A 19,179-nucleotide genomic window follows, 5' to 3' on the forward strand; every position below is an offset into this window, starting at 1 on the left:
AAGCTGTCATCCCTTAGGGTTGCATTCTTATCAAGCTTTGCCTTCCATCACTAGCAGGCCGTATTCTTCCGGTGTGATAGTCCCCCCCAATTTCCCCGCGACATCCTTTTCACGTTCGGGCAGGACGTCCTGTATCGCATCAATACGTTTCCATTGCGGTGCTGGGGGTGTTTCGCAGTCGGCTTGGGGGGTGTATTTGGAGTTTTGTATGCGCCCGTATTTGTGGATATAGCGGGGGCAATTGACGAAAATTTCAGTGACCGTTACGCGCACAAGCAATTCCGCCCCATGGAATTCCCCGATTAGCGGGTCTTGTTGGCTAACGCTGGCGGTGCCATGCACCCGGATCCGGTGGGGTGTCCCGAAATCAATAAACAACATTCCGACCTTGTTGTTGGCCGTAATATTGCCCATGGATAGAAACATGCCGTTGCCATCATAACTTGGGAATGCGATGGTGTTGTTATCTATCACCTTGACAAAACCAGGCGCGCCGCCTTTATAGGAGCAAGTGGGGTAGCCACGGTGGTCGATAGTCGTGAGAAAGAACATGTCGCGGCTTTCAATAAAAGGTTTATGGCTGTCGGTGATCTCCGGCAACACAATCAGTTCCTTAACCCTATCCGCCAATCTTGTGGTATCAAACTCTTGCTGCAAGAGCCTATGTTGTTCGCCGTAAATTGTGCTCATAATTTATCCGAAAGTTTGCTTTTAATGGGGTTGGCTGTGCTAAAGCGGACGGGTTGGCTCCCGTCCGCCCACACTAAATGGTTAACGCAAAAACCGTCCGCCGCTAATGTCTATCAATGCGCCGTTGATATGGGAAGCCATATTGCTGGACAGGAACAGCACCGAACTGGCGACTTCTTCGGCGTAGGTGTTGCGGCCCAAGGGGGTTTGTTTGCGGTAGTTTTCCATCATTTCCGGGGTCGAGTGGATTTCATGGTGCTGGGTTTCGACGGTGCCTGGCATGACGGAGTTTGTGCGTACCAGTGGGGCCAGTTCTTTGGCAAGCGTATGCGTGAACACCATCAAGCCGCCTTTGGCGGCGGCATAAGCCCCGCCCCCGTTGGCCCCGCCTGTTTGTACGGACAAGGACAGGATATTCACGATGCTGCCATTGCCTGAGGCACGCAAATGCGGGATGGCGCGTTTGGTCACCAAAAATGCGCTGGTCAGGTTAATGTCCAGCGATTTGTTCCAATTTTCTAAAAGGCAATCTTCAATTTTGGCGCGTTTGACCAAGCCGCCGCTGTTGTTGACGACAATATCCAGACGGCCTGTTTCAGCGACCAACTTATCAATAGCCGCGTTGGCTTGCCCTTCCTGTGTCAGGTCGGCAGGCAGCAATAGGGTTTTGATATTTGCTGCGGCCAATTCAGCCAGCAAAGCGTTGGCTGCGTCCGAGCTGGAGTAATAATGCAGGCCGATAGTCGCGCCCGCCTTGCCCAACCTTAAGGCAACGGCACGGCCTATGCCGACGGCGGCGCCGCTGATGAAAGCGACTTTGCCAGTTAGATCTAAGTTTTGTTCCGGTATCATAACGGGTTCCCCCTTAAGCTGATGGTTCCAAACGTTCACCGGCAAAATTCAATTCGATACGTATGCCTACAGGGTCGTAGAGAAACAGCTGGGTCATTTCCGGTGACGGGCGGTAGTCAATGTCAAAATGGACGGCGTGACGGTTTAAGTGGCTCACCCAACCGGTAACGCCGCTACAGCTTAAGGCGACATGGTTAAAGAGGGTGTCTTTGCCAGTGTAAGGCGCTTGTTCCACGACCGACAGATGGATGATCGCCGTGTCATGGCAATAAAGCCATGCGCCGTTACGCTTGGAAACCGCCCGCAGGCCTTGCCTTAAGCCGATGATTTGTTCGTAAAACGCCACCACGTCCGGCAATTGCGCGGACGTGACGACGATATTGATATGGTTGATGCCAGATATGTCCATACCTACACCTTAGAAATTGGCATGGCGCCCATTATTCGGCCTCAACAGGGGCTTCTTCAGCCACAGTCATGTCTGGATTGGCCAATGCCTTAATTTTTTCTAAGACTTCTTGGGCATGGCCTTCAGGCGTGACCCCATAGATGACATCGGCCAACACCCCGTTTTTATCAATAATGAACGTCGAGCGGAAAATGGCCATGCTTTTTACGCCTTCCTTTTCCCGTTCCCGCCAAACACCGTAGTTTTCGCACATCTCACCACGGGTGTCGGCCAGCAATTTGACTTTTAAACCGTATTTGTTAATGAAATCGGTATGGCTTTCGCAGGTGTCCTTACTGATGCCGATCACAACCGTATCCAGGTCCGCAAATTCATCAGCCAATTGGGTAAATTGGTTTGCTTCTATGGTGCAGCCAGGGGTGTCGTCTTTAGGATAAAAGTAGAGGACGATGTTCTTTTCTCCGGAGTAATCAGTTAAACTGACTAATTGATTGTTTTGGTCCAACGCCCTGAACATCGGTGCATATTGTTGTTTTTCCAGCATAAAATACTCCTCATTTGAACTGATAAATAATTATTGGACATAGACGGCACGCCACCTGCGCGTCCCGTGTGTGGCATGATAGATAGCTGTCAAGTGAATGTCCAGATAATAAATCGTAAAATTCGTTTGAAGACTTATCATCGTAAAATCATAAACTTAAGAAATAATTTAGCGCCTTTACAATGCCCCATAGCGGCAGTCTTAACCCTAAGGACAAACGACGTAAAAAATGAATAACAAGTTACCTGCTACGTTTACCACGCTTACTACAGCGGAACAAGATATTGTCATGGCCTTAGCGGTGATTTACGCCCCCATTAGCCAAACTAATTTCCAGAACCTATTATCCAAGGCCGGTGGTTTTGACCTTAAAACTGTCCGCCTCGTGGATAAGGCCCTCAAAGAAAAATTGCACAAAAGCAAATTGATCATTGCCAGTAACGATGGTTGGGCTTGCCATCCCGAATGCAGTGAGGCATTGATGCGCAATGCCGTTGACCAGCCTTGGTTTAAAAAGCTGGCGCCGTTGCTGATAGCCGATGGCGGCTACTACCCGTCGCATCGGATCATTGCCTGCCATATCGTCAAACAATTGCGGCTGTTTTTATATCAAGGCAGCGTCACCGCTTTTATGGCCAATATTGACAGGCTACATTCGAGCTATCCCGAATATTTTGCCGAACATATCAACCGGGTATTTTTCAACGATTTTGATGAAAATTGGTTCACGGGCTTGCCTGTGCAAATCCAATACGGTGCGCTCAAATATTTGGTGATAAACGATTGCAAAGGTTTTGCCAATGACCCGAAGGCCTACCAGTTATTGGAGCGCTTATTTGGGGCCAGTAAACCCGTCTGCACTGAAATCGCCCAGATATTGGTTGAACAGCGTTTGTTGCGCGGCAATTTTAAGGATGCCGAAATTTGGCTTGACGGCGACCATTCAAGCCAAAGTTTGAAATTGTTGGCGACCTTGTGTTTTTTGCAAAACCGTAATGATGAAGCCATCGGTTTGTTTCAAGTGGCGCTTAAACAGCTAAAAAAGGAAAGCAGCAAACGTAACATTACGCTTTATGGCCTGCATGGGTATTTTTTTAGCTTGGCCTTGCTGCGTTCAAGGACTGGCGAACATTTGTCTTATCTAAAAAAACAGCATCTGCCGATGACGATGAAAAAAGGCTATGACGCGTTTTACGAGGCCAACGCCCTTTTGGATAAGGCGGTTGATGTTTATCAGGCAAAGGCGAGTGTCGAGGAGCTGGTCCGGCAATTCAGAAGCCCGCGTTACCCTTATGAATGCCTATTCCAGGCTTTGATTTTTTATTGGTTGGTTGACTTCAATGCCGTTGGCAATAATACCCGTCTGGCTTTTGTTTTGGAGCAATTGGCAAAGTATTGCCCGGAAGCCCATAAACAAGGCTATGTGTGGTATGCGGCGGTCAGCTCCCAACTCCTGCAGCGGCTGGCCCATAAAAATGCCGATTGTGAAAAAATCGCCCTGCATTACGTTGACACGCCGTTCAGCACGATTTTTGACCTGTTGCCCAAAGTGTCCTTATGGGAACGCGCCTTGACGGCATTGACGCAATTAAGCGGCCAACCGCTGGCCGGCACCGAATCCCAACAAGAATTGCGCATGATCTGGAGCATCAGCCTTGAAGCCGGCAGTATCGTCCTGGTGCCTAAAGAGCAGCGTCTGAGCAAGGCCGGGCAGTGGAGCAAAGGCCGTCCGGTGGCTTTGAAAAAGCTTTACCATGATTTGGCGGACTACGATTACCTCTCGGAACAAGACCGGAACATTTGCACCAAAATCACCATAAACAAAGAGAGCGAATACTATGGTTATTATCCAAAAGATGTTTATGAATTGACTATCGAAGGCCTGCTTGCCACTGCCGGGCATCCCCATGTCTATTGGGCGGGCCAGGAACAGACCGGCAAGCCTGTGGACATAAGCATTGCCGAACCACAATTGCTGGTCAAAGAAGAGCTCCCCAATTTGCGGCTGTTCCTGATACCGGAAATTAACCGGCAACGGGTCATCGCCCAAAAAACCGCCAATAATGGCCTGATTTTATATATGATCAATGACCAGCACCGCCAGGTCGCCGAAATCCTCGGTAAGGACGGTTTGGTCGTACCCGCTTCCGCCCGCCAACAAGTCATAGACTCAATCGCGTCGATAGCGTCGATGTTGACCGTGCAGTCGGATATCGGCGGGACTTCCCGCCATGCCATTGAAGTTCCGGTGGATAGCCGTCTGCACATCCATTTGCAGCCCGTCGGCCAAGGCATCCAAATTGAAGTGTTTATCCAGCCGTTCGCCAACGGCGGGCCCTTATACAAACCTGGTGCCGGTGGGGCCACCGTATTGGCGGATATTGACGGCCAGCAATACCAAACGACCCGAGATTTTGAGTTGGAAAACGCCTATGTGGCGCAATTGCTTGCCGACTGCCCTGAGTTGTATAAAGAGCGTGATTTCAAATGGTTGCTGGATGACCCCGAAATAGCCCTGGAAGCCTTGTTGCATTTCCAGGAACTGGGCGAATTTGCCTTATTGGAATGGCCTAAAGGCAAAAAAATCAGGCTGAGCCGCGAAACCGGCCTATCGCAAGCCCATTTCTCCGTGCGTAAGGAAAAAGACTGGTTCAGTGTTGACGGTGACTTGGTCATTGATGATGAACAAGTCTTCAATATGCAACGCTTGATGCACTTGTTAAGCGGATCGACCGGCCGCTTCCTCAAGCTTGAGGACGGCCAGATCATCGCCTTGACCCGTGAGCTGCGCCAACGCTTGGATGATTTGACGGGTTTGGGGGAAGTGCAGGACGACAAAATCCGCTTCCATCCCTTGGCCGTGCAGGCGCTGGATAACATCACCGAAGGCATGACGCTGACCGCCAGCAAACCTTGGAAAGACCAGTTGAAACACCTGAACGACATCAGTGACCTGAACCCGCAAGTGCCGTCAACCTTGCAAGGCGAATTGCGGGATTACCAGCGGGAAGGTTTCCAGTGGATGTCGCGTTTGGCGCACTGGGGTGCAGGTGCGTGTTTGGCTGATGACATGGGCTTGGGCAAGACCGTGCAAGCCTTGGCCTTAATTTTATCCCGGGCCCCAACAGGCCCGACCTTGATTCTGGCGCCGACATCGGTGTGCATCAATTGGCTTGAGGAAGCCCAACGTTTTGCCCCGACTTTGAATGTGCAGCATTTTGGTTATGGTGACCGCCAAGCGATGCTCGATAGTGCCGGCGCGTTTGATTTGATCGTTTGCAGCTACGGTTTATTGCAAACCGAAGCCGAACGGCTGGCGCAAGTCCACTGGCATACTTTAGTGGCCGACGAAGCCCAGGCGATTAAAAACGCGCTGACTAAACGCTCCAAGGCCGCGATGACCCTGCAAGCGGATTTTAAATTGATCACCACGGGCACGCCGATAGAAAACCATTTGGGTGAGTTGTGGAATTTGTTCAATTTCATCAATCCTGGCTTGCTGGGTTCTTTGGCGCGGTTTAACGAACGTTATGCCCATGCCATCGAAAACCAGCAGGATCACGCGGTGCAGCAACGCCTGAAAAAATTGCTGCGGCCATTCATTTTGAGGCGCTTGAAAAACGATGTCCTGACCGAATTGCCGCCGCGTACGGAGGTCACGTTGCATATTGAACTGAGTGCGGATGAAAGGGCGATGTACGAGGCCTTGCGCCGTAGCGCCTTAAAATCCATCCGTGATGCCGCCGAAGAACCCGGTAACCAGCAATTGAAAGTGTTGGCGGAAATCATGAAGCTGCGGCGCGCTTGCTGTAATCCGCGCTTGGTGATGGAAGAAAGCCCGATTGGCAGTTCCAAGCTGCAAGCCTTTGAAGAGTTGGTCGATGAATTGCTGGACAACCGCCATAAGGCCTTGGTATTTAGCCAATTTGTCGGGCATTTGGAGTTGATCCGAGAACTGTTGGATAAAAAAGGCGTTACCTACCACTATCTGGACGGATCGACACCTGTTGCGCAACGTAAAAAAGCCATGAATGCGTTTCAGTCAGGGGATGGCGATTTATTTTTGATCAGCCTTAAAGCGGGGGGCACGGGCCTTAACTTAACGGCCGCCGATTACGTTATCCATATGGATCCGTGGTGGAACCCGGCCGTGGAAGACCAAGCCTCGGACCGTGCCCACCGGATGGGGCAAAAGCGCCCGGTGACCATTTACCGCCTGGTCGCCAAAGACACGATTGAAGACAAGATCGTCGATTTGCATAAACATAAACGCGATTTGGCCAACAGCCTGTTGGAAGGCGGTGAAGTCAGCGGCAAAATGTCAGTTTCAGACATGATGGAGCTGATTAGCGATTTGGACCATTAGCGGTTGTTTTAAATGCCATGGTGTGCAAACCTGGGATTGCACACCATGGCCTAAAAACGTATCACAAACCCGATATTAATCACGGAGCAATTCATTGATGCCGGTTTTGCTACGGGTTTTTTCATCGACCTGCTTGATAATCACCGCGCAATACAAGCTATAGCTGCCGTCGGCAGAAGGCAGGTTGCCGGATACGACCACGGAACCCGCAGGGATACGCCCGTAGCTGATCTCGCCCGTCATGCGGTTGAAAATTTTGGTGCTTTGGCCGATGTACACGCCCATTGAAATCACGCAGCCATCTTCAACAATCACGCCTTCAACAATCTCAGAACGTGCGCCGATGAAGCAGTTGTCGCCGATGATGGTCGGGTTGGCTTGCAGTGGCTCCAACACGCCACCGATGCCCACGCCGCCGGATAAATGCACGTTCTTGCCGATTTGCGCACAGGAACCGACCGTCACCCAGGTGTCGACCATCGTGCCGCTGTCCACATACGCGCCGATGTTGACGTAAGAAGGCATCAGGATCGCGCCGGGGGCGATGTAGGAACCGCGACGGGCGACGGCGTTAGGGACGACGCGCACACCGGCTTTGGCAAAATCGTCTTCACTGTAAGTCGAGAATTTGCATTCGACCTTATCGTAATAACGGGTGTTGCCGCCGTCCATCAGACGGTTTTCGTTGATGCGGAAGGACAGCAGCACGGCTTTTTTCAACCATTGGTGCGTGACCCAGTCACCGTCGATCTTTTCTGCTACGCGCAAGGTGCCGTTGTCCAGCAAGCCCAATACCTCGGCGACGGCTCCGCGCACTTCGGGGGTGGCGTTGGCCGGGGTGATGTCTGCGCGGTTTTCAAAAGCGGTGTTGATGATATTTTCTAATGATGTCATGGTTTTTCTATTTATAAGGTGTTGAGGAAATTTTTAATGCGGTGGGCGGATTTTATGCATTCGTCCAGTGGTGCGACCAGGGCGATCCTAATATGGTTTTTGCCTGGGTTGATGCCGTTAAATTCGCGGGACAGGTAGCTGCCGGGCAGGACAGTCAAGTTTTCATGAGCGAACAGCTGTTGGGCAAATTCACAGTCATCTATCGGTGTTTTCAGCCAGACATAGAAGCTCGCAGGTGGTTTGTTGACCACGCAGGCTTCGGATAGGATAGTGATGAACGCCGCGAATTTATCACGGTACAAACGGCGGTTTTCAAACACATGCCGCTCGTCCTGCCAAGCTTTGATGCTGGCGTGTTGGGTGGGTAGCGGCATTGCGCAGCCTTGGTAAGTGCGGTATTGGAAATAGTGTTGCAAAACCTTGGCATCCCCCGCGACAAAACCGGAACGCATTCCTGGCGCGTTGGAGCGTTTGGACAGGCTATGGAACACCACGCAACGTTTGAACGCGCTATTGCCCATACGGTAAGCGGTTTCCAGCAAGCCCACGGGTGGTTGGGTTTCATCGTCATACAATTCGCTGTAGCATTCATCGGAAGCGATGATGAAATCATATTTGTCTGCAAGGCCCAGCAGTTTTTCGTGGTCAGCTTGGTTCATCACCGCACCGCTAGGGTTTCCTGGCGAGCAGATATACAGCAGTTGGCATCGTTGCCAGATAGCTTCCGGTACGCTGTCAAAATCTGGCAAATAGCCAGTGGCTTCGGTGGTGTTGACAAAATACGGTTCCGCTCCCGCCAGTAACGCCGCGCCTTCGTAAATCTGGTAAAACGGGTTGGGCATGACGACCACGGGTTTTTCGTTACCGCTGGCGTCAACCACGCATTGGGCAAAGGAAAACAAGGCTTCGCGGGTTCCGCTGACAGGCAGGATCTGGGTGTCAGGGTTTAGCGCATCCGCAGGGATTTGGAAGCGTTTGGACAACCACCCGGCAATCGCCATGCGCAGTTCCAGTATGCCTTTGGTGGTCGGGTAAACACCCAAGCCTTGGATGTGGGCCAGTAAGGTTTCTTGGATGAAGTGCGGTGTCGGATGGGTCGGTTCGCCAATGGACAGGGCAATGTGGGCTTTGTCAGGCGGCGGCGTTATGCCTTGTTTAAGTTTTGCCAATTTCTCAAACGGGTAAGGGTGCAGGTAGTGTAAGTTTGGGTTCATGGGTTGGAACTAAGGCATAGAAGGTACGTGGCACCCGTTATCTATCGGAGGCCACGGTGATTTTCAGGTTAATTGCAATGCGGACGCCTGCCTGCCGCTTGGGCTTGCTGGAACAATGCCATGGCTTGCGGCATGCGCTGTTCCAGTTCTTGGATGCGCGTGGCGTGGCTAGGGTGGGTGGACATGAATTCAACAGGTTGCTGGCCTTGTGACGCCTGTTCCATTTTTTGCCATAAGACAATGCTTTGTCTGGGGTCGAAGCCGGCTTTCGACATGAGTTCTTGGCCGATCACATCCGCTTCGCTTTCCTGGGTGCGGCTGAATGGCATCAATACGCCATATTGGGCGCCGAGGCCCAGTAGCCCCAAGGTGGCTGGGTTTTGCCCTAAAGTTGTTTGGCTGATGATGCCCATGCCTTGTTGGACGGCCATTTGTTGCGATGCCCGTTCATTGCTATGCCTGGCTAAGACATGGCCGACTTCATGGCCGATAACGGCGGCCAATTGGTCCTGGTTGCCGCCGACCATTTGGATCAGGCCTGTGTACACGCCGATTTTATTGCCGGGTAAGGCAAAGGCGTTGGATGATTTGTCTTGAAAAACGACCACTTCCCATTTGCCGCCCGTTTGCCCGGTGATGGCGTTGGCGATGCAATGGGTGAGCTTATTGTACTGGGGGTTGCGGCTGATCGGTTTTTGGGTTTTTAAGGCGCTAAAGGTCTGTAGGCCCATTTGGTCAATTTGTGCTTCAGGCATAAAAATGAATTGGCTTCTGCCTGTAGGACTGGTCACGCAGGCGCTTAACAGGCTAGCAGCCAGTAAAACGAGGAGATTTTTTTTCAACATAATCTAAAACGGCCAGTGATAAATAAAGCCGCCATTTTAACGTAAGTTGTTACCGGAAGTTTAAAAATGTGCTTTGGGTTTAGGATGGCGGTGAAGCGCCATTTGGGGGATACGGCGCTTGTTGTGGGCAGGATAGCGTGGCTTTAAGGCGCCTGGATATTCCCCGGGGTCGTGGCGGTATCTAGTGGCGGTTCAGTTTAGCTATCCCTTAAAGCAAAGGCGCATAAATGCGCCATTATTCAAATGCCGCCACTGAACAAGGCCTGTAAACGGTAAAACCCGGCCCCTTCAATACCTAACGTATCCGCGAGCCAAGGTAAGGTGTGCGCCATTTCTGTGGGTAATGTCCACGGCGGGTTGATGACAATCATGCCACAGGCGGTCATCCCCGGTGCTTCGGAATCTTTTTGGATGCCCAATTCAAACAGGTGCATATTGGCGATGCCGCTACGTTGCAGCACCCGTTCCATAGACTGGTTGCGCCCGCGGTTGACCACCGGATACCATAGCGCGTAAGTCCCGGTGGCAAAACGCTTATGCATTTTCACCAGTGTTTCTATGACCAACTCATAATCGCTTTTGAGTTCATAAGACGGGTCGATTAAGACCAGTCCCCGGCGTTCCTTCGGCGGCAATAGGCCGTTGGCGTGTTTTAAGCCGTCATCATGCAAGACTGTGATCCGCTTGTCTTTACCGGCGAATTTTTGCAGGATTTTTTGTTCTGTCGGATGCAGTTCATATAAAAACAAACGGTCTTGTGGGCGCAACAATGATTTTGCAAACCAGGGTGAGCCCGGATAGCGGGCGGGCTGTCCTGCCGCATTGAATTGTTTGGCCAATTGCACGTAGTCGGCAACATTGGCGGGCAAATCATCACGTCCCCATAAGCGGCCGATACCATTGTCAAACTCACGGTTTTTTAAGGCATAGTCACTATCCAGCGCATAATCGCCTGGCCCCGCATGGGTGTCGATGTAGCAAAAAGCTTTGTCTTTTTGGCCAAGGTAACGGAGGATTTGTACGAGGACCGTGTGTTTTAAGACGTCGGCAAAATTGCCTGCGTGGAAGGAATGGCGATAACTGAGCATGCGGCGATAAAAGGTAGGTGTGGTGGTTAAGGCAATAAAGGTTGTGGTACCGGGTATTTTAGAACAACCGGCACCACAACAGCCCTAAATATTCATGCAGCACTAAAAAGGACTTGTCCAGGGCATCTTTGCCGCCCCATTGGCTTGTGTTTACGTTATTATGGGGCGTCCCATCAAAAATTACTGCCTTGTTATCATAATATGCCCGCCCGCCCTTTTTTCTCAGCCGTCATCTTTGACTTGGACGGCTTGGTGTTGGACACGGAAAGCACTTACACCCTTGCCTGGCGGCATGCGGCCGAGGCGATGGGGTATGGCTTATCGGAAAGTTTCTGCCAATCTTTGTCCGGTCTGCACTATCAAGACGTGGAGGCTAAATTGCTGGCGGTTTGCGGGGCGGATTTCGATTTGCAGGCGTTCAACCAACAGGCGGGTGCGTGTTGGCGGGCTAGTGCCAATGCTTTCGGCATCCCTGTAAAGCCGGGGGTACGGGAATTGTTGCGTTATCTGAATGGGCAGGGCATCCCGTTTGCCTTGGCGACCAATAGCCGTGCGGCCAATGTTAGGGAATGCCTGGCGTTGTCTGGCCTTAGCGGGGTCTTTTTGCGGCAAGTCACCCGTGATGATGTGGTGGCCGGCAAACCTGAGCCGGATGTGTTTTTGCAGGCGGCCACTTTGCTGCAAACCCCCATCCGGCAATGCCTGGTGCTGGAGGATTCGCTGACCGGTATCATTGCCGCGCAAAAGGCCGGGGCGTTTTCGGTGTTGGTCCCTTCGGTAAGCCCAACCGATCCGCAAGCGGCGGCATTATGTGATTTGCTGCTGCCTGATTTGCATGCTTTGCTGGCAACTATCCGCTCCGAGTTCCCCTATCCCCACCGCAATCAGGTATAATTTCGCCATTACGCACTACTTTCTATGCCCTCAATTTTGAAAGCTAAATATTCTAAAGTTTCCGTTATCGCCCCCGCCCGTTTGCATATGGGCTTTTTTGATTTAAGCGGTTCCTTGGGGCGCAATTTTGGCAGTATCGGTATTGCCCTGAATGAAATCAGCACCCGCTTGTCGGCAATGCCCGCCACCTCACGCGCCATTGTAGGGCCTTCGTCCGAACGCGCGGAGCTGTGCTTGACGATGCTTTGCCAAGCTTTGAAAGTCCCTGACCTGCTCAGTATCAGAATTGAATCGGCGATACCGGAGCATGTCGGTTTGGGCTCAGGCACGCAAATGGCGTTGGCGATAGGTTCGGCATTAAATGCCATTTATGGCCTAGGTTTATCGGTGCGGGAGATTGCCGCCGTGACGGAAAGGGGGTTGCGTTCCGGTATCGGCATCGGCATTTTCGAGCAGGGCGGTTTGGTGGTCGATGGCGGGCGCGGTGAAAAAAGCATCACGCCACCCGTTTTGGTGCACATGGACATCCCTGACGATTGGCGTTTTATTTTGGTGTTTGATAAGCGCGGCCAAGGCTTGCACGGTTTGCAGGAAATCCAGGCGTTCAGCCAGTTACCGCCGTTTTCGGCATTGGAAGCCGCCCGCTTATGCTATCTGTTGCTCATGCAAGGCTTGCCCGCCGTTGCGGAGCAGGAGTTGGAAAAGTTTGGCGAGGTGATCACTGAATTGCAACGGTCGGTGGGCGAACATTTTGCCCCCGCGCAAGGCGGTGTGTTCACGAGCACGGAAGTCGCCGAAGTGATGGCGTGGTTGGCGCAGCAAGGCGCGGTCGCGATTGGCCAAACTTCTTGGGGGCCTACCGGTTTTTGTGCGGTGAAAAGCCCGGCATTGGCCGAAGCGCTTGTCCAAGAAGGGCGTGGACGGTTTGCGCATTTTGAAAAATTGACGATGGTGACCGCCAGTGCCAGAAATAGCGGTGGGGAAGTGCTTGCTTTTTAGGTAACTAGCGGTTTAGCCCCGGAATATTGGCGGATTGAAACGGTGGTGTTTGATGGATGCACCAAAAACAACCAAAACGAGCGGTTTTGTGTCAAAAATTGAACCTTAATGAGGCAATTTATAGAAAGGGTTATTTTGAAAATAACGCGGTTAAATAGTTAACCTATTGTAATTAAATGACTTTAATTATATGGCATCAATAGTGCTGTTACCAAAGTAACAAATGCTTTACCGTCACGTTCGCCTGTGTTTGGTGCCATCCTGGCGTTCTATTTTCTCGGATAGAACGCCTTTTTTATTGCCTGGGATTTGTAGCGGGCCATCGGAAAGCCATTGGTTTTCCGGCTGTGGTTTTACCTTTGCCGTAGCTAAAGGGTAAAATCACCGGTTTATTACGTTATCTTATCTCAGGAATCCTATGTATAAGCCTGTCACGCCGTTATTGGCCGCCGATATTTTAATCGAGCTTATCGACTTGCCTAACCGTCCTTTTGTGCTGATTGAACGCGCCAACCCGCCGTATGGCTGGGCATTGCCGGGTGGTTTTGTCGATGTCGGGGAAACCATCGAGCAGGCGGCGATCCGTGAGGCCCAGGAAGAAACGGGTTTGGATGTCACCCTCAAAGTGTTGTTAGGCTTATATTCCGACCCCAAACGCGACACCCGCAACCACACGGTGACTGCCGTTTACATTGCCGAAGCCAATGGCACACCTAAAGCAGGTGACGACGCCAAAAACAGCGGCATTTTCACTTTTGACAATCTGACCAGCGAATTGGCATTTGACCATGCTTTGGTATTGGCGGATTACCAATATTATCTGACGACCGGGCAGGTCACGCCGTTGCGGTTTTAAGCGGATAGCCTACGTCATCCCCAACAAATGTGCATACTGTTGTAAAATGCCCCCTTGTTAATAATAAAAAGGGGTTTTTGTGGCGTGGTTGTTGCTTTTTTTGGCCGGTGGGGTGGAAATCGTCTTTGCGATAAGCCTGAAATACAACGAGGGCTTTACCCGGCTTTGGCCTAGCCTGTTGACGGCGGCTTCGGGCGCGGTCAGTTTTTACTTGCTGACGTTGGCGATCAAAACCTTGCCGATAGGCACGGCTTATGCCGTGTGGACGGGGATAGGCGCAGTGGGTGTGGCGATTTTGGGTATCGTGTTATTTAAGGAATCGGCGGACTGGCTGCGTTTGGTCTCCATCCTGTTGGTTATCGTTGGCATTATTGGCTTGAAATTGACGGACACCGTTTGATGTTACATTTGATTTTTCATTCCCCCCCCGATATTGCCGTGTTGGAACGCTTGGCTGCGGGGGATGATGTGGTTTTTCTCGATAGCGCGGTGTTGGGCCTGTTAAAAAAAAGCCGCTGGGCAGGCCATCTAAACGCTTTGGCAGCGTCTTGCCAGTTGTTCGTATTGGCCGATGACATAAAAGTGCGCGGCATCGCCGAAGAGGATCTGGTTGCCGGTTTGGTCGTGCTGGATTATGCCGGGCTGGTTGCATTGACGGTTAAAAACACAACGGTCCAATCATGGTCTTGATGGTTGACGGCGAGGTGTTGGCAACCACAGGACAAGGTTTTTTGGCCAACCTGGAAGACTGGAACGAGAAGGCCGCCATTTGTCTGGCGGAGGCCAATCATATCCGGCTAACGGATGCGCATTGGGAACTCATCTGGTTTATGCGCAATTATTACCAGCAGTATAAGCACTTGCCGAATGCGCGGGTGTTCGTCAAAGCCATAGCTAAAACGTTAGGGGAAGACAAGGGCAATAGCCGTTATTTGCTAAAATTGTTTCCTGACGGGCCGTTGAAATACACCTGCAAGTTGGCGGGCCTGCCTAAGCCGCCCACTTGCTTGTAGGGCATGGGCGATAAAGACCTCAAAATCTGATTGGGCTTAAGTTACAGCGCCCATGCGCCTGCTTCATGACGTTTAGCCCACCAATTTTACCTTTTCACTAATTCCATGGGCATATCATTGTCAGGCCGTAGCATCAGGCGGCAGATGGGATTGGCTATTTGGCCTGGGGTGGTTTGCAAATGGAACTGCCGCGCTAGCAAGGCCAGGCATAAGGTCGTTTCCACCGTACCCAAATATTTCGCGATACACTCCCTGGCGCCTAGGCTAAAAGGCAGGTACGTGAATGGGTCATGCTTAGTTGGCGCATCCTCCAAAAACCGTTCCGGCATGAAATGGTCGGGATTGTCCCAATAAGCGGTATGCCGATGCAATAACCACGGCACGATCAACATCACCGAACCAGCTGGAATAGGGCGGCCACGGATAGTGTCGTCGGCGCTAACTTCACGGATTAACATCGGGAAGGGCGGATATAGGCGCATGGTTTCTTCGACAATGGCGCGGGTATAGGGCAATTTTGGCAAGTCCTGGAGAGCCACAGTCCCTGCGTCCAGGGCGGTGTCCAGTTCCTGATGCAGGCGTTGCCGGACATCAGGGGCTTGTGCGATCAGATACCAGGCCCAGGCCAGGGTGTTGGCGGCGCTTTCGTATCCCGCTAAAAAAAAAGTGATGGTTTCATTACGGATTTGCTGATGGTCGAGGTTCCCGTCCGCTAACCGTAAAAAGTGCCCCACCAAGGTGGGGTCTTCCGGGGAGCTTGCGTTAATGGCCGCGCCGATAAGGTCGTGTAAGGTTTTTACGGCTTTCGCTGGTTTGTTGCCGCCAAAACTGGGTATCCAGCTTGGCAAGCCGAAAAAGGCGGTAAGATCTATGTCTTCAATGGCGCTCTGGTAGGTGGCGATGGCTTTGGTCAGTTGCGAAACTTGTTGGTCGCTAAAACGTTCGCCGAATAAGATGCGGCAAAGTATCGTCGCGCTTAAGCCTTGCATTTCCTCCAGCACGGGCAATGTGCTTTGGGGGGGTAAGGAAGCCCAACGTTCCGCCCATTGTCGGGTGGTTTTGGCCATCACCTCGCTGAATTGGGCAATTTGTTCCGGGCCAAACAAAGGCTTTTCGAGTTGGCTATGTTTATGCCACGTCCCGCCATCACTGAGGAATAAGCCATCGCCAAGCAAAGGGGCCAAGGTTTTCCGCAGCAAAGGCAGTTTTTTTTCATAATTGGCCTGCTTCGTCACCAGCACATGCCGCACCGCGTCAGGGCAGTTGGCGATGAATATCTGGCGGCTGATGATTTTTATCGTTATAAATTGACGGCTGAACGCCTTTTCAGGCCAGATGGATAAAAGGTTGTGGCGTAGATGTTTGATGGTGTCCAAAGGCCCAAGGGATTTTGGGTGCCGGGTCGGATAAGGCGGGATGAATCCACTCATTTGCTGCTCTTGCGTTAAAGGTAAAATGATAAGCCGTTATAAAACGGAGATTTGGTAATATTTTCAATAAAATAGTGTTTTTGCTACGGATAGGGCGCCAATTGATAGGCGCTTGTCCTTGAAAAGCCACCGAAGTTGAACGAAGTGTTTGTTGATGTCAAACTATGCACTTGCCCAGAATCCACAAAGCGATTTAAAAGGGCGCCTATTATAAAGATACAGTGGCCGCAAAACTTACGGAACAAGGTAAAACATGACGATTCGTTACACCCCATTTTTAAAATTTAGTCTATTGGCCAGTGCCGTGTTGGCAGGATGCGCCCAAACCCGGCAAGTCGCCATTGATTACCCAACTGCAGAAGCCAACGGCGCCCAGTCCGCACAAACCACCAAAGCGCATCCTTTCCAGGCTTTGCCCGGTTTTCAGGGCATTGATGGCGATGATTATTATGTCCGCCTGATTTCAGAATTTGATTTTAAAAGTGACAGTGCCTTAAAAAGCGGTTGCGGCAGCATCGTGCCGTCTTATGGCAAAAATGACTCGTCTTCCGCGCTTATTTACACCGTCCGCAATAACAGCCTCAAATTTAATAACGAAGCCGCCGGTTTTTCGTACCAGACGGCGGCCGGCCAATGTAATTTCAAGTTCGATGCCAAAAAGCTTAACCTGACACCCTGGATGCGGCTGGATTCCGGCAAGGAAACCCAAGTCGACTACAGTTTTTACTCCAGTGCCGATAGCGACGTGGATGTGGCCGGGTTGGTCAACAAAGCCACGGCGGCCAGCAGTTTGTTGGCGTTTACCGGCGTGGGCATGGGCGTCGCTGTGATGGGGCAGTTTGCCGGGCAATGGCTAAATAACAACCAACAAGCCCAGGCCACGGCGCCTTCAGCCACCCATAGCACGGAGTCCCATTCCTTGCCTGCAATGGTCAGGTATTCGGATAAGGGCGGCACGCTGAATGAGACGGTGTTCAAGGTCTATGCGGTCGCCGAAGGCGGGGTCAATATCATGGGTTCCGATCCCAAGCCGCTGGGCGAATTAAGGATTTACCCTGAAATCACCCCGTCTTTGCTGCTCAAGACCCAAACGAACGGCATACCTGATGCGCGTGACTTGTCCCTGAATGAAATCAGTTACTCGCCGGTAAAATCGGCGACTGGTGACATCAATTTGCAGCAATTGATCGAACAGTCGAAACATCCTGAAAAACCCAATCTAAAACCGGATTGGGGCAATTACGACGATGTCCAAAACAACTGCCGTAAATTGAAGCTGGTTATGAAAGATCTGGGCTTCAATAAATTTGACCGTAACGCTTTTATTTATTACTTCCTGGCTAATAATAGCGACTGGAAAAACTACAACATCACTGCGCAAAAAGTGTCGGGTGATGAGATTAGCGCAAAGGCCCTGCAAAGTTACCGCAGCAAAAATTTTGGCAACTGCCTTGCCGCGGATGATTACGCAGTGATGAAAATCATGGGCTTGCCCGTCAATACAGACGCCGATTGGGCGCAAATGGGCGATACCAGCCAGAAAAAGGAACAGTTTTTTATGCCGCTCAAATCCATAGAACGGCAGTGGGTCGCCGTGCTTAAAAACCCCAACAAGGCGGAAATGGAAAGCCAGATATATCCTTTGTTGAACACGGCGAAAAACGGTGACGGCACCGTGCTGCTGCAAAACCATTTAGGTGATTTTGGTTTGGAAAAGTTATTGCAGCCTGCACCTGTTGCCACCGCACCCGTAACAACTCCCGGCCAGACCATACCAGTCGCTGCAGGGCCGGTGGCGGCACCGGCAGCCCCCGCCCTTATCCCTATCCCTGGCGAAGGCTTGGTTGTCAGTGCGCACCAGCTAGCGCAGGTTTTTTCCGGGCTGGCCTTCAACGAACTGAGTTGCGCGCGTGTCCTGCCTGGGCAACAGGCTGGCAATGTGGGCATTTTGTTGTTTACCACCCAGGAAAATAGCCCGCGGGCTAAAGGTGGCGCGATGGAGTTTGAATTCTCCGGCGGAAAAATCAACCGTATCGCCTTCCAGCTCCCCGCCTACCGCGATTTTGAGCAGGATGTGCTGGACCATCCTGAAATTGGCGGCTGCCGGATTGACCCGGCATTTTTGGCCAAGCTGCATTAAGATTGGTTGGGGCTTTACCGTTCAATTATTCTGTGGCTTGCCTATAAGCCTAGTTGGAACGTTGGGGATGGGGCTACAAGCCCCGTCCTGCGGACAGCCGCCTTTGCCTCATCTTTACCTGTCACCACTTATTCATAAGCTTTAATCTGCAAAAGCTGCTCCACACTGACAATCTTATAGCCATTTTCCTGGGCAAAATGTAGCGTTTGTTTTAAGGCTTGGACAGTTTTGTCCGAAGTGTCATGAAACAGGATGATGGCGCCAGGTTTGATTTGCCTTTGGACGCGTTGGAATATGGTTTGTGCGTTGTCGGCGCTGGTGTCGAACGGGCGGACACTCCAACCTACCACGCGGTAGTCCAATAGCATCGAGGCTTTGGCAAGGTTAGGCGTGGTCACCCCGTAAGGCGGGCGGAACAATTTCATACGTTTGCCGATGACTTTGAAAACCGCCTCGGCGGTTTGCTTGAGTTCGTCCTTAAAGCCTTGCAAGCTTTTAAAATCCATAAAAAAAGCGTGCGTGTAGCTGTGGTTGCCAATGCTATGCCCGGCGGCATCTATTTGCCGCAAAATGCTTTCATTACCTTGGATGTTTTTGCCGATGACAAAAAAAGTGGCGGGCGCTTGGTATTGCGCCAATGCCGATAACACTTGCGGGGTATATTCGCGGTTGGGGCCATCGTCAAACGATAGGGCGATGGCTTTTTCCGGGTGGGCCGAGGAACAATAGGCGTGGGTAAAAAAATTGGCTTGGATAACTGACGAACCATAAATGATCAAGGCCAGATAAATGGCGCTAGGCAAGGCCAGCCAGCCTAGGCTGATGCCGAAAAACCAATGTGACAAGCCTGTCAGGCTGATGGCGATAATAAAACTGATGCGGGTCGATTTGAAAGTCATTTACTGTGTTGCGGGTCTGGGAAAGCAGCGTGTCCACGCCATTATA

At 51.5% G+C, this 19,179-nt stretch carries 18 protein-coding genes; 8 read left to right on the plus strand and 10 right to left on the minus strand.

What is annotated here, in order from left to right:
• Positions 1–30 precede the first annotated feature (30 nt).
• The 4 genes from METMI_RS0115170 to METMI_RS0115185 all read right to left on the minus strand — a co-directional run bounded on the left by METMI_RS0115170 (position 31) and on the right by METMI_RS0115185 (position 2,495).
• On the minus strand, positions 31–690 hold the full coding sequence (locus tag METMI_RS0115170; protein ID WP_019867145.1) for a pyridoxamine 5'-phosphate oxidase family protein: 660 nt from the start codon (positions 688–690) through the stop codon (positions 31–33).
• Positions 691–771: 81 nt separating this feature from the next.
• Positions 772–1,542: an SDR family NAD(P)-dependent oxidoreductase gene (locus METMI_RS0115175; protein WP_019867146.1), complete on the minus strand. Its 771-nt coding sequence runs from the start codon at positions 1,540–1,542 to the stop codon at positions 772–774.
• 13 nt (positions 1,543–1,555) lie between these two features.
• Positions 1,556–1,951, minus strand: a complete 396-nt coding sequence (locus METMI_RS0115180; protein WP_019867147.1) for a VOC family protein — start codon at positions 1,949–1,951, stop codon at positions 1,556–1,558.
• A gap of 31 nt (positions 1,952–1,982) precedes the next feature.
• Entirely contained in the window at positions 1,983–2,495 is a 513-nt protein-coding gene (locus tag METMI_RS0115185; protein WP_019867148.1) for a peroxiredoxin, read from the minus strand.
• A 229-nt stretch (positions 2,496–2,724) separates the two neighbouring features.
• On the opposite strand from METMI_RS0115185, the gene METMI_RS0115190 reads away from it, so the two are divergent.
• Entirely contained in the window at positions 2,725–6,861 is a 4,137-nt protein-coding gene (locus METMI_RS0115190; protein ID WP_019867149.1) for a DEAD/DEAH box helicase, read from the plus strand.
• Between the two features lie 75 nt (positions 6,862–6,936).
• Here the strand turns inward: METMI_RS0115190 and dapD are convergent, their stop codons facing one another.
• From dapD to METMI_RS0115210, 4 genes are all read right to left on the minus strand, one after another.
• On the minus strand, positions 6,937–7,755 hold the full coding sequence (dapD, locus tag METMI_RS0115195) for a 2,3,4,5-tetrahydropyridine-2,6-dicarboxylate N-succinyltransferase (protein ID WP_019867150.1): 819 nt from the start codon (positions 7,753–7,755) through the stop codon (positions 6,937–6,939).
• An 11-nt stretch (positions 7,756–7,766) separates the two neighbouring features.
• Entirely contained in the window at positions 7,767–8,969 is a 1,203-nt protein-coding gene (gene dapC / locus METMI_RS0115200; protein WP_019867151.1) for a succinyldiaminopimelate transaminase, read from the minus strand.
• Positions 8,970–9,037: 68 nt separating this feature from the next.
• Positions 9,038–9,814, minus strand: coding sequence for a M48 family metallopeptidase (locus METMI_RS0115205; RefSeq protein WP_019867152.1), 777 nt, complete (start codon positions 9,812–9,814; stop codon positions 9,038–9,040).
• Between the two features lie 239 nt (positions 9,815–10,053).
• Positions 10,054–10,902 carry a 23S rRNA (adenine(2030)-N(6))-methyltransferase RlmJ gene (locus tag METMI_RS0115210; protein ID WP_019867153.1) on the minus strand — a complete coding sequence of 283 codons (849 nt, stop codon included), beginning with the start codon at positions 10,900–10,902 and terminating at the stop codon, positions 10,054–10,056.
• A 201-nt stretch (positions 10,903–11,103) separates the two neighbouring features.
• Here METMI_RS0115210 and METMI_RS0115215 point away from each other — a divergent pair, with 201 nt between their 5' ends.
• From METMI_RS0115215 to METMI_RS0115240, 6 genes are all read left to right on the plus strand, one after another.
• Positions 11,104–11,796: an HAD family hydrolase gene (locus METMI_RS0115215; protein ID WP_040573136.1), complete on the plus strand. Its 693-nt coding sequence runs from the start codon at positions 11,104–11,106 to the stop codon at positions 11,794–11,796.
• A gap of 36 nt (positions 11,797–11,832) precedes the next feature.
• Positions 11,833–12,795 carry a beta-ribofuranosylaminobenzene 5'-phosphate synthase family protein gene (locus tag METMI_RS0115220; protein ID WP_269634459.1) on the plus strand — a complete coding sequence of 321 codons (963 nt, stop codon included), beginning with the start codon at positions 11,833–11,835 and terminating at the stop codon, positions 12,793–12,795.
• 418 nt (positions 12,796–13,213) lie between these two features.
• A complete protein-coding gene (locus METMI_RS0115225; RefSeq protein ID WP_019867156.1) occupies positions 13,214–13,651 on the plus strand; it encodes an NUDIX domain-containing protein in 438 nt (145 codons plus the stop codon).
• A 79-nt stretch (positions 13,652–13,730) separates the two neighbouring features.
• Positions 13,731–14,051 (plus strand): quaternary ammonium compound efflux SMR transporter SugE, encoded by a 321-nt coding sequence (gene sugE / locus METMI_RS0115230; protein WP_019867157.1) that lies wholly within the window; start codon positions 13,731–13,733, stop codon positions 14,049–14,051.
• Positions 14,051–14,341 (plus strand): sulfurtransferase complex subunit TusB, encoded by a 291-nt coding sequence (tusB, locus tag METMI_RS0115235; RefSeq protein WP_019867158.1) that lies wholly within the window; start codon positions 14,051–14,053, stop codon positions 14,339–14,341. The genes sugE and tusB overlap by 1 nt, the downstream gene beginning before the upstream one ends.
• Positions 14,332–14,664 carry a TusE/DsrC/DsvC family sulfur relay protein gene (locus METMI_RS0115240; RefSeq protein WP_019867159.1) on the plus strand — a complete coding sequence of 111 codons (333 nt, stop codon included), beginning with the start codon at positions 14,332–14,334 and terminating at the stop codon, positions 14,662–14,664. The genes tusB and METMI_RS0115240 overlap by 10 nt, the downstream gene beginning before the upstream one ends.
• A gap of 86 nt (positions 14,665–14,750) precedes the next feature.
• Here METMI_RS0115240 and METMI_RS0115245 read toward each other — a convergent pair whose 3' ends face one another.
• A complete protein-coding gene (locus METMI_RS0115245) occupies positions 14,751–16,094 on the minus strand; it encodes a cytochrome P450 (RefSeq protein ID WP_019867160.1) in 1,344 nt (447 codons plus the stop codon).
• A 253-nt stretch (positions 16,095–16,347) separates the two neighbouring features.
• Between METMI_RS0115245 and METMI_RS0115250 the strand changes: the two genes are divergently transcribed.
• The gene (locus METMI_RS0115250; RefSeq protein ID WP_019867161.1) at positions 16,348–18,234 is read left to right on the plus strand and encodes a hypothetical protein; all 1,887 of its coding nucleotides are present in this window, start codon (positions 16,348–16,350) and stop codon (positions 18,232–18,234) included.
• A 128-nt stretch (positions 18,235–18,362) separates the two neighbouring features.
• Here the strand turns inward: METMI_RS0115250 and METMI_RS0115255 are convergent, their stop codons facing one another.
• Positions 18,363–19,133 (minus strand): polysaccharide deacetylase family protein, encoded by a 771-nt coding sequence (locus METMI_RS0115255; RefSeq protein WP_019867162.1) that lies wholly within the window; start codon positions 19,131–19,133, stop codon positions 18,363–18,365.
• Positions 19,134–19,179: the final 46 nt, after the last annotated feature.

It is taken from the genome of Methylovulum miyakonense HT12, from assembly GCF_000384075.1.
GTDB lineage: Bacteria > Pseudomonadota > Gammaproteobacteria > Methylococcales > Methylomonadaceae > Methylovulum > Methylovulum miyakonense.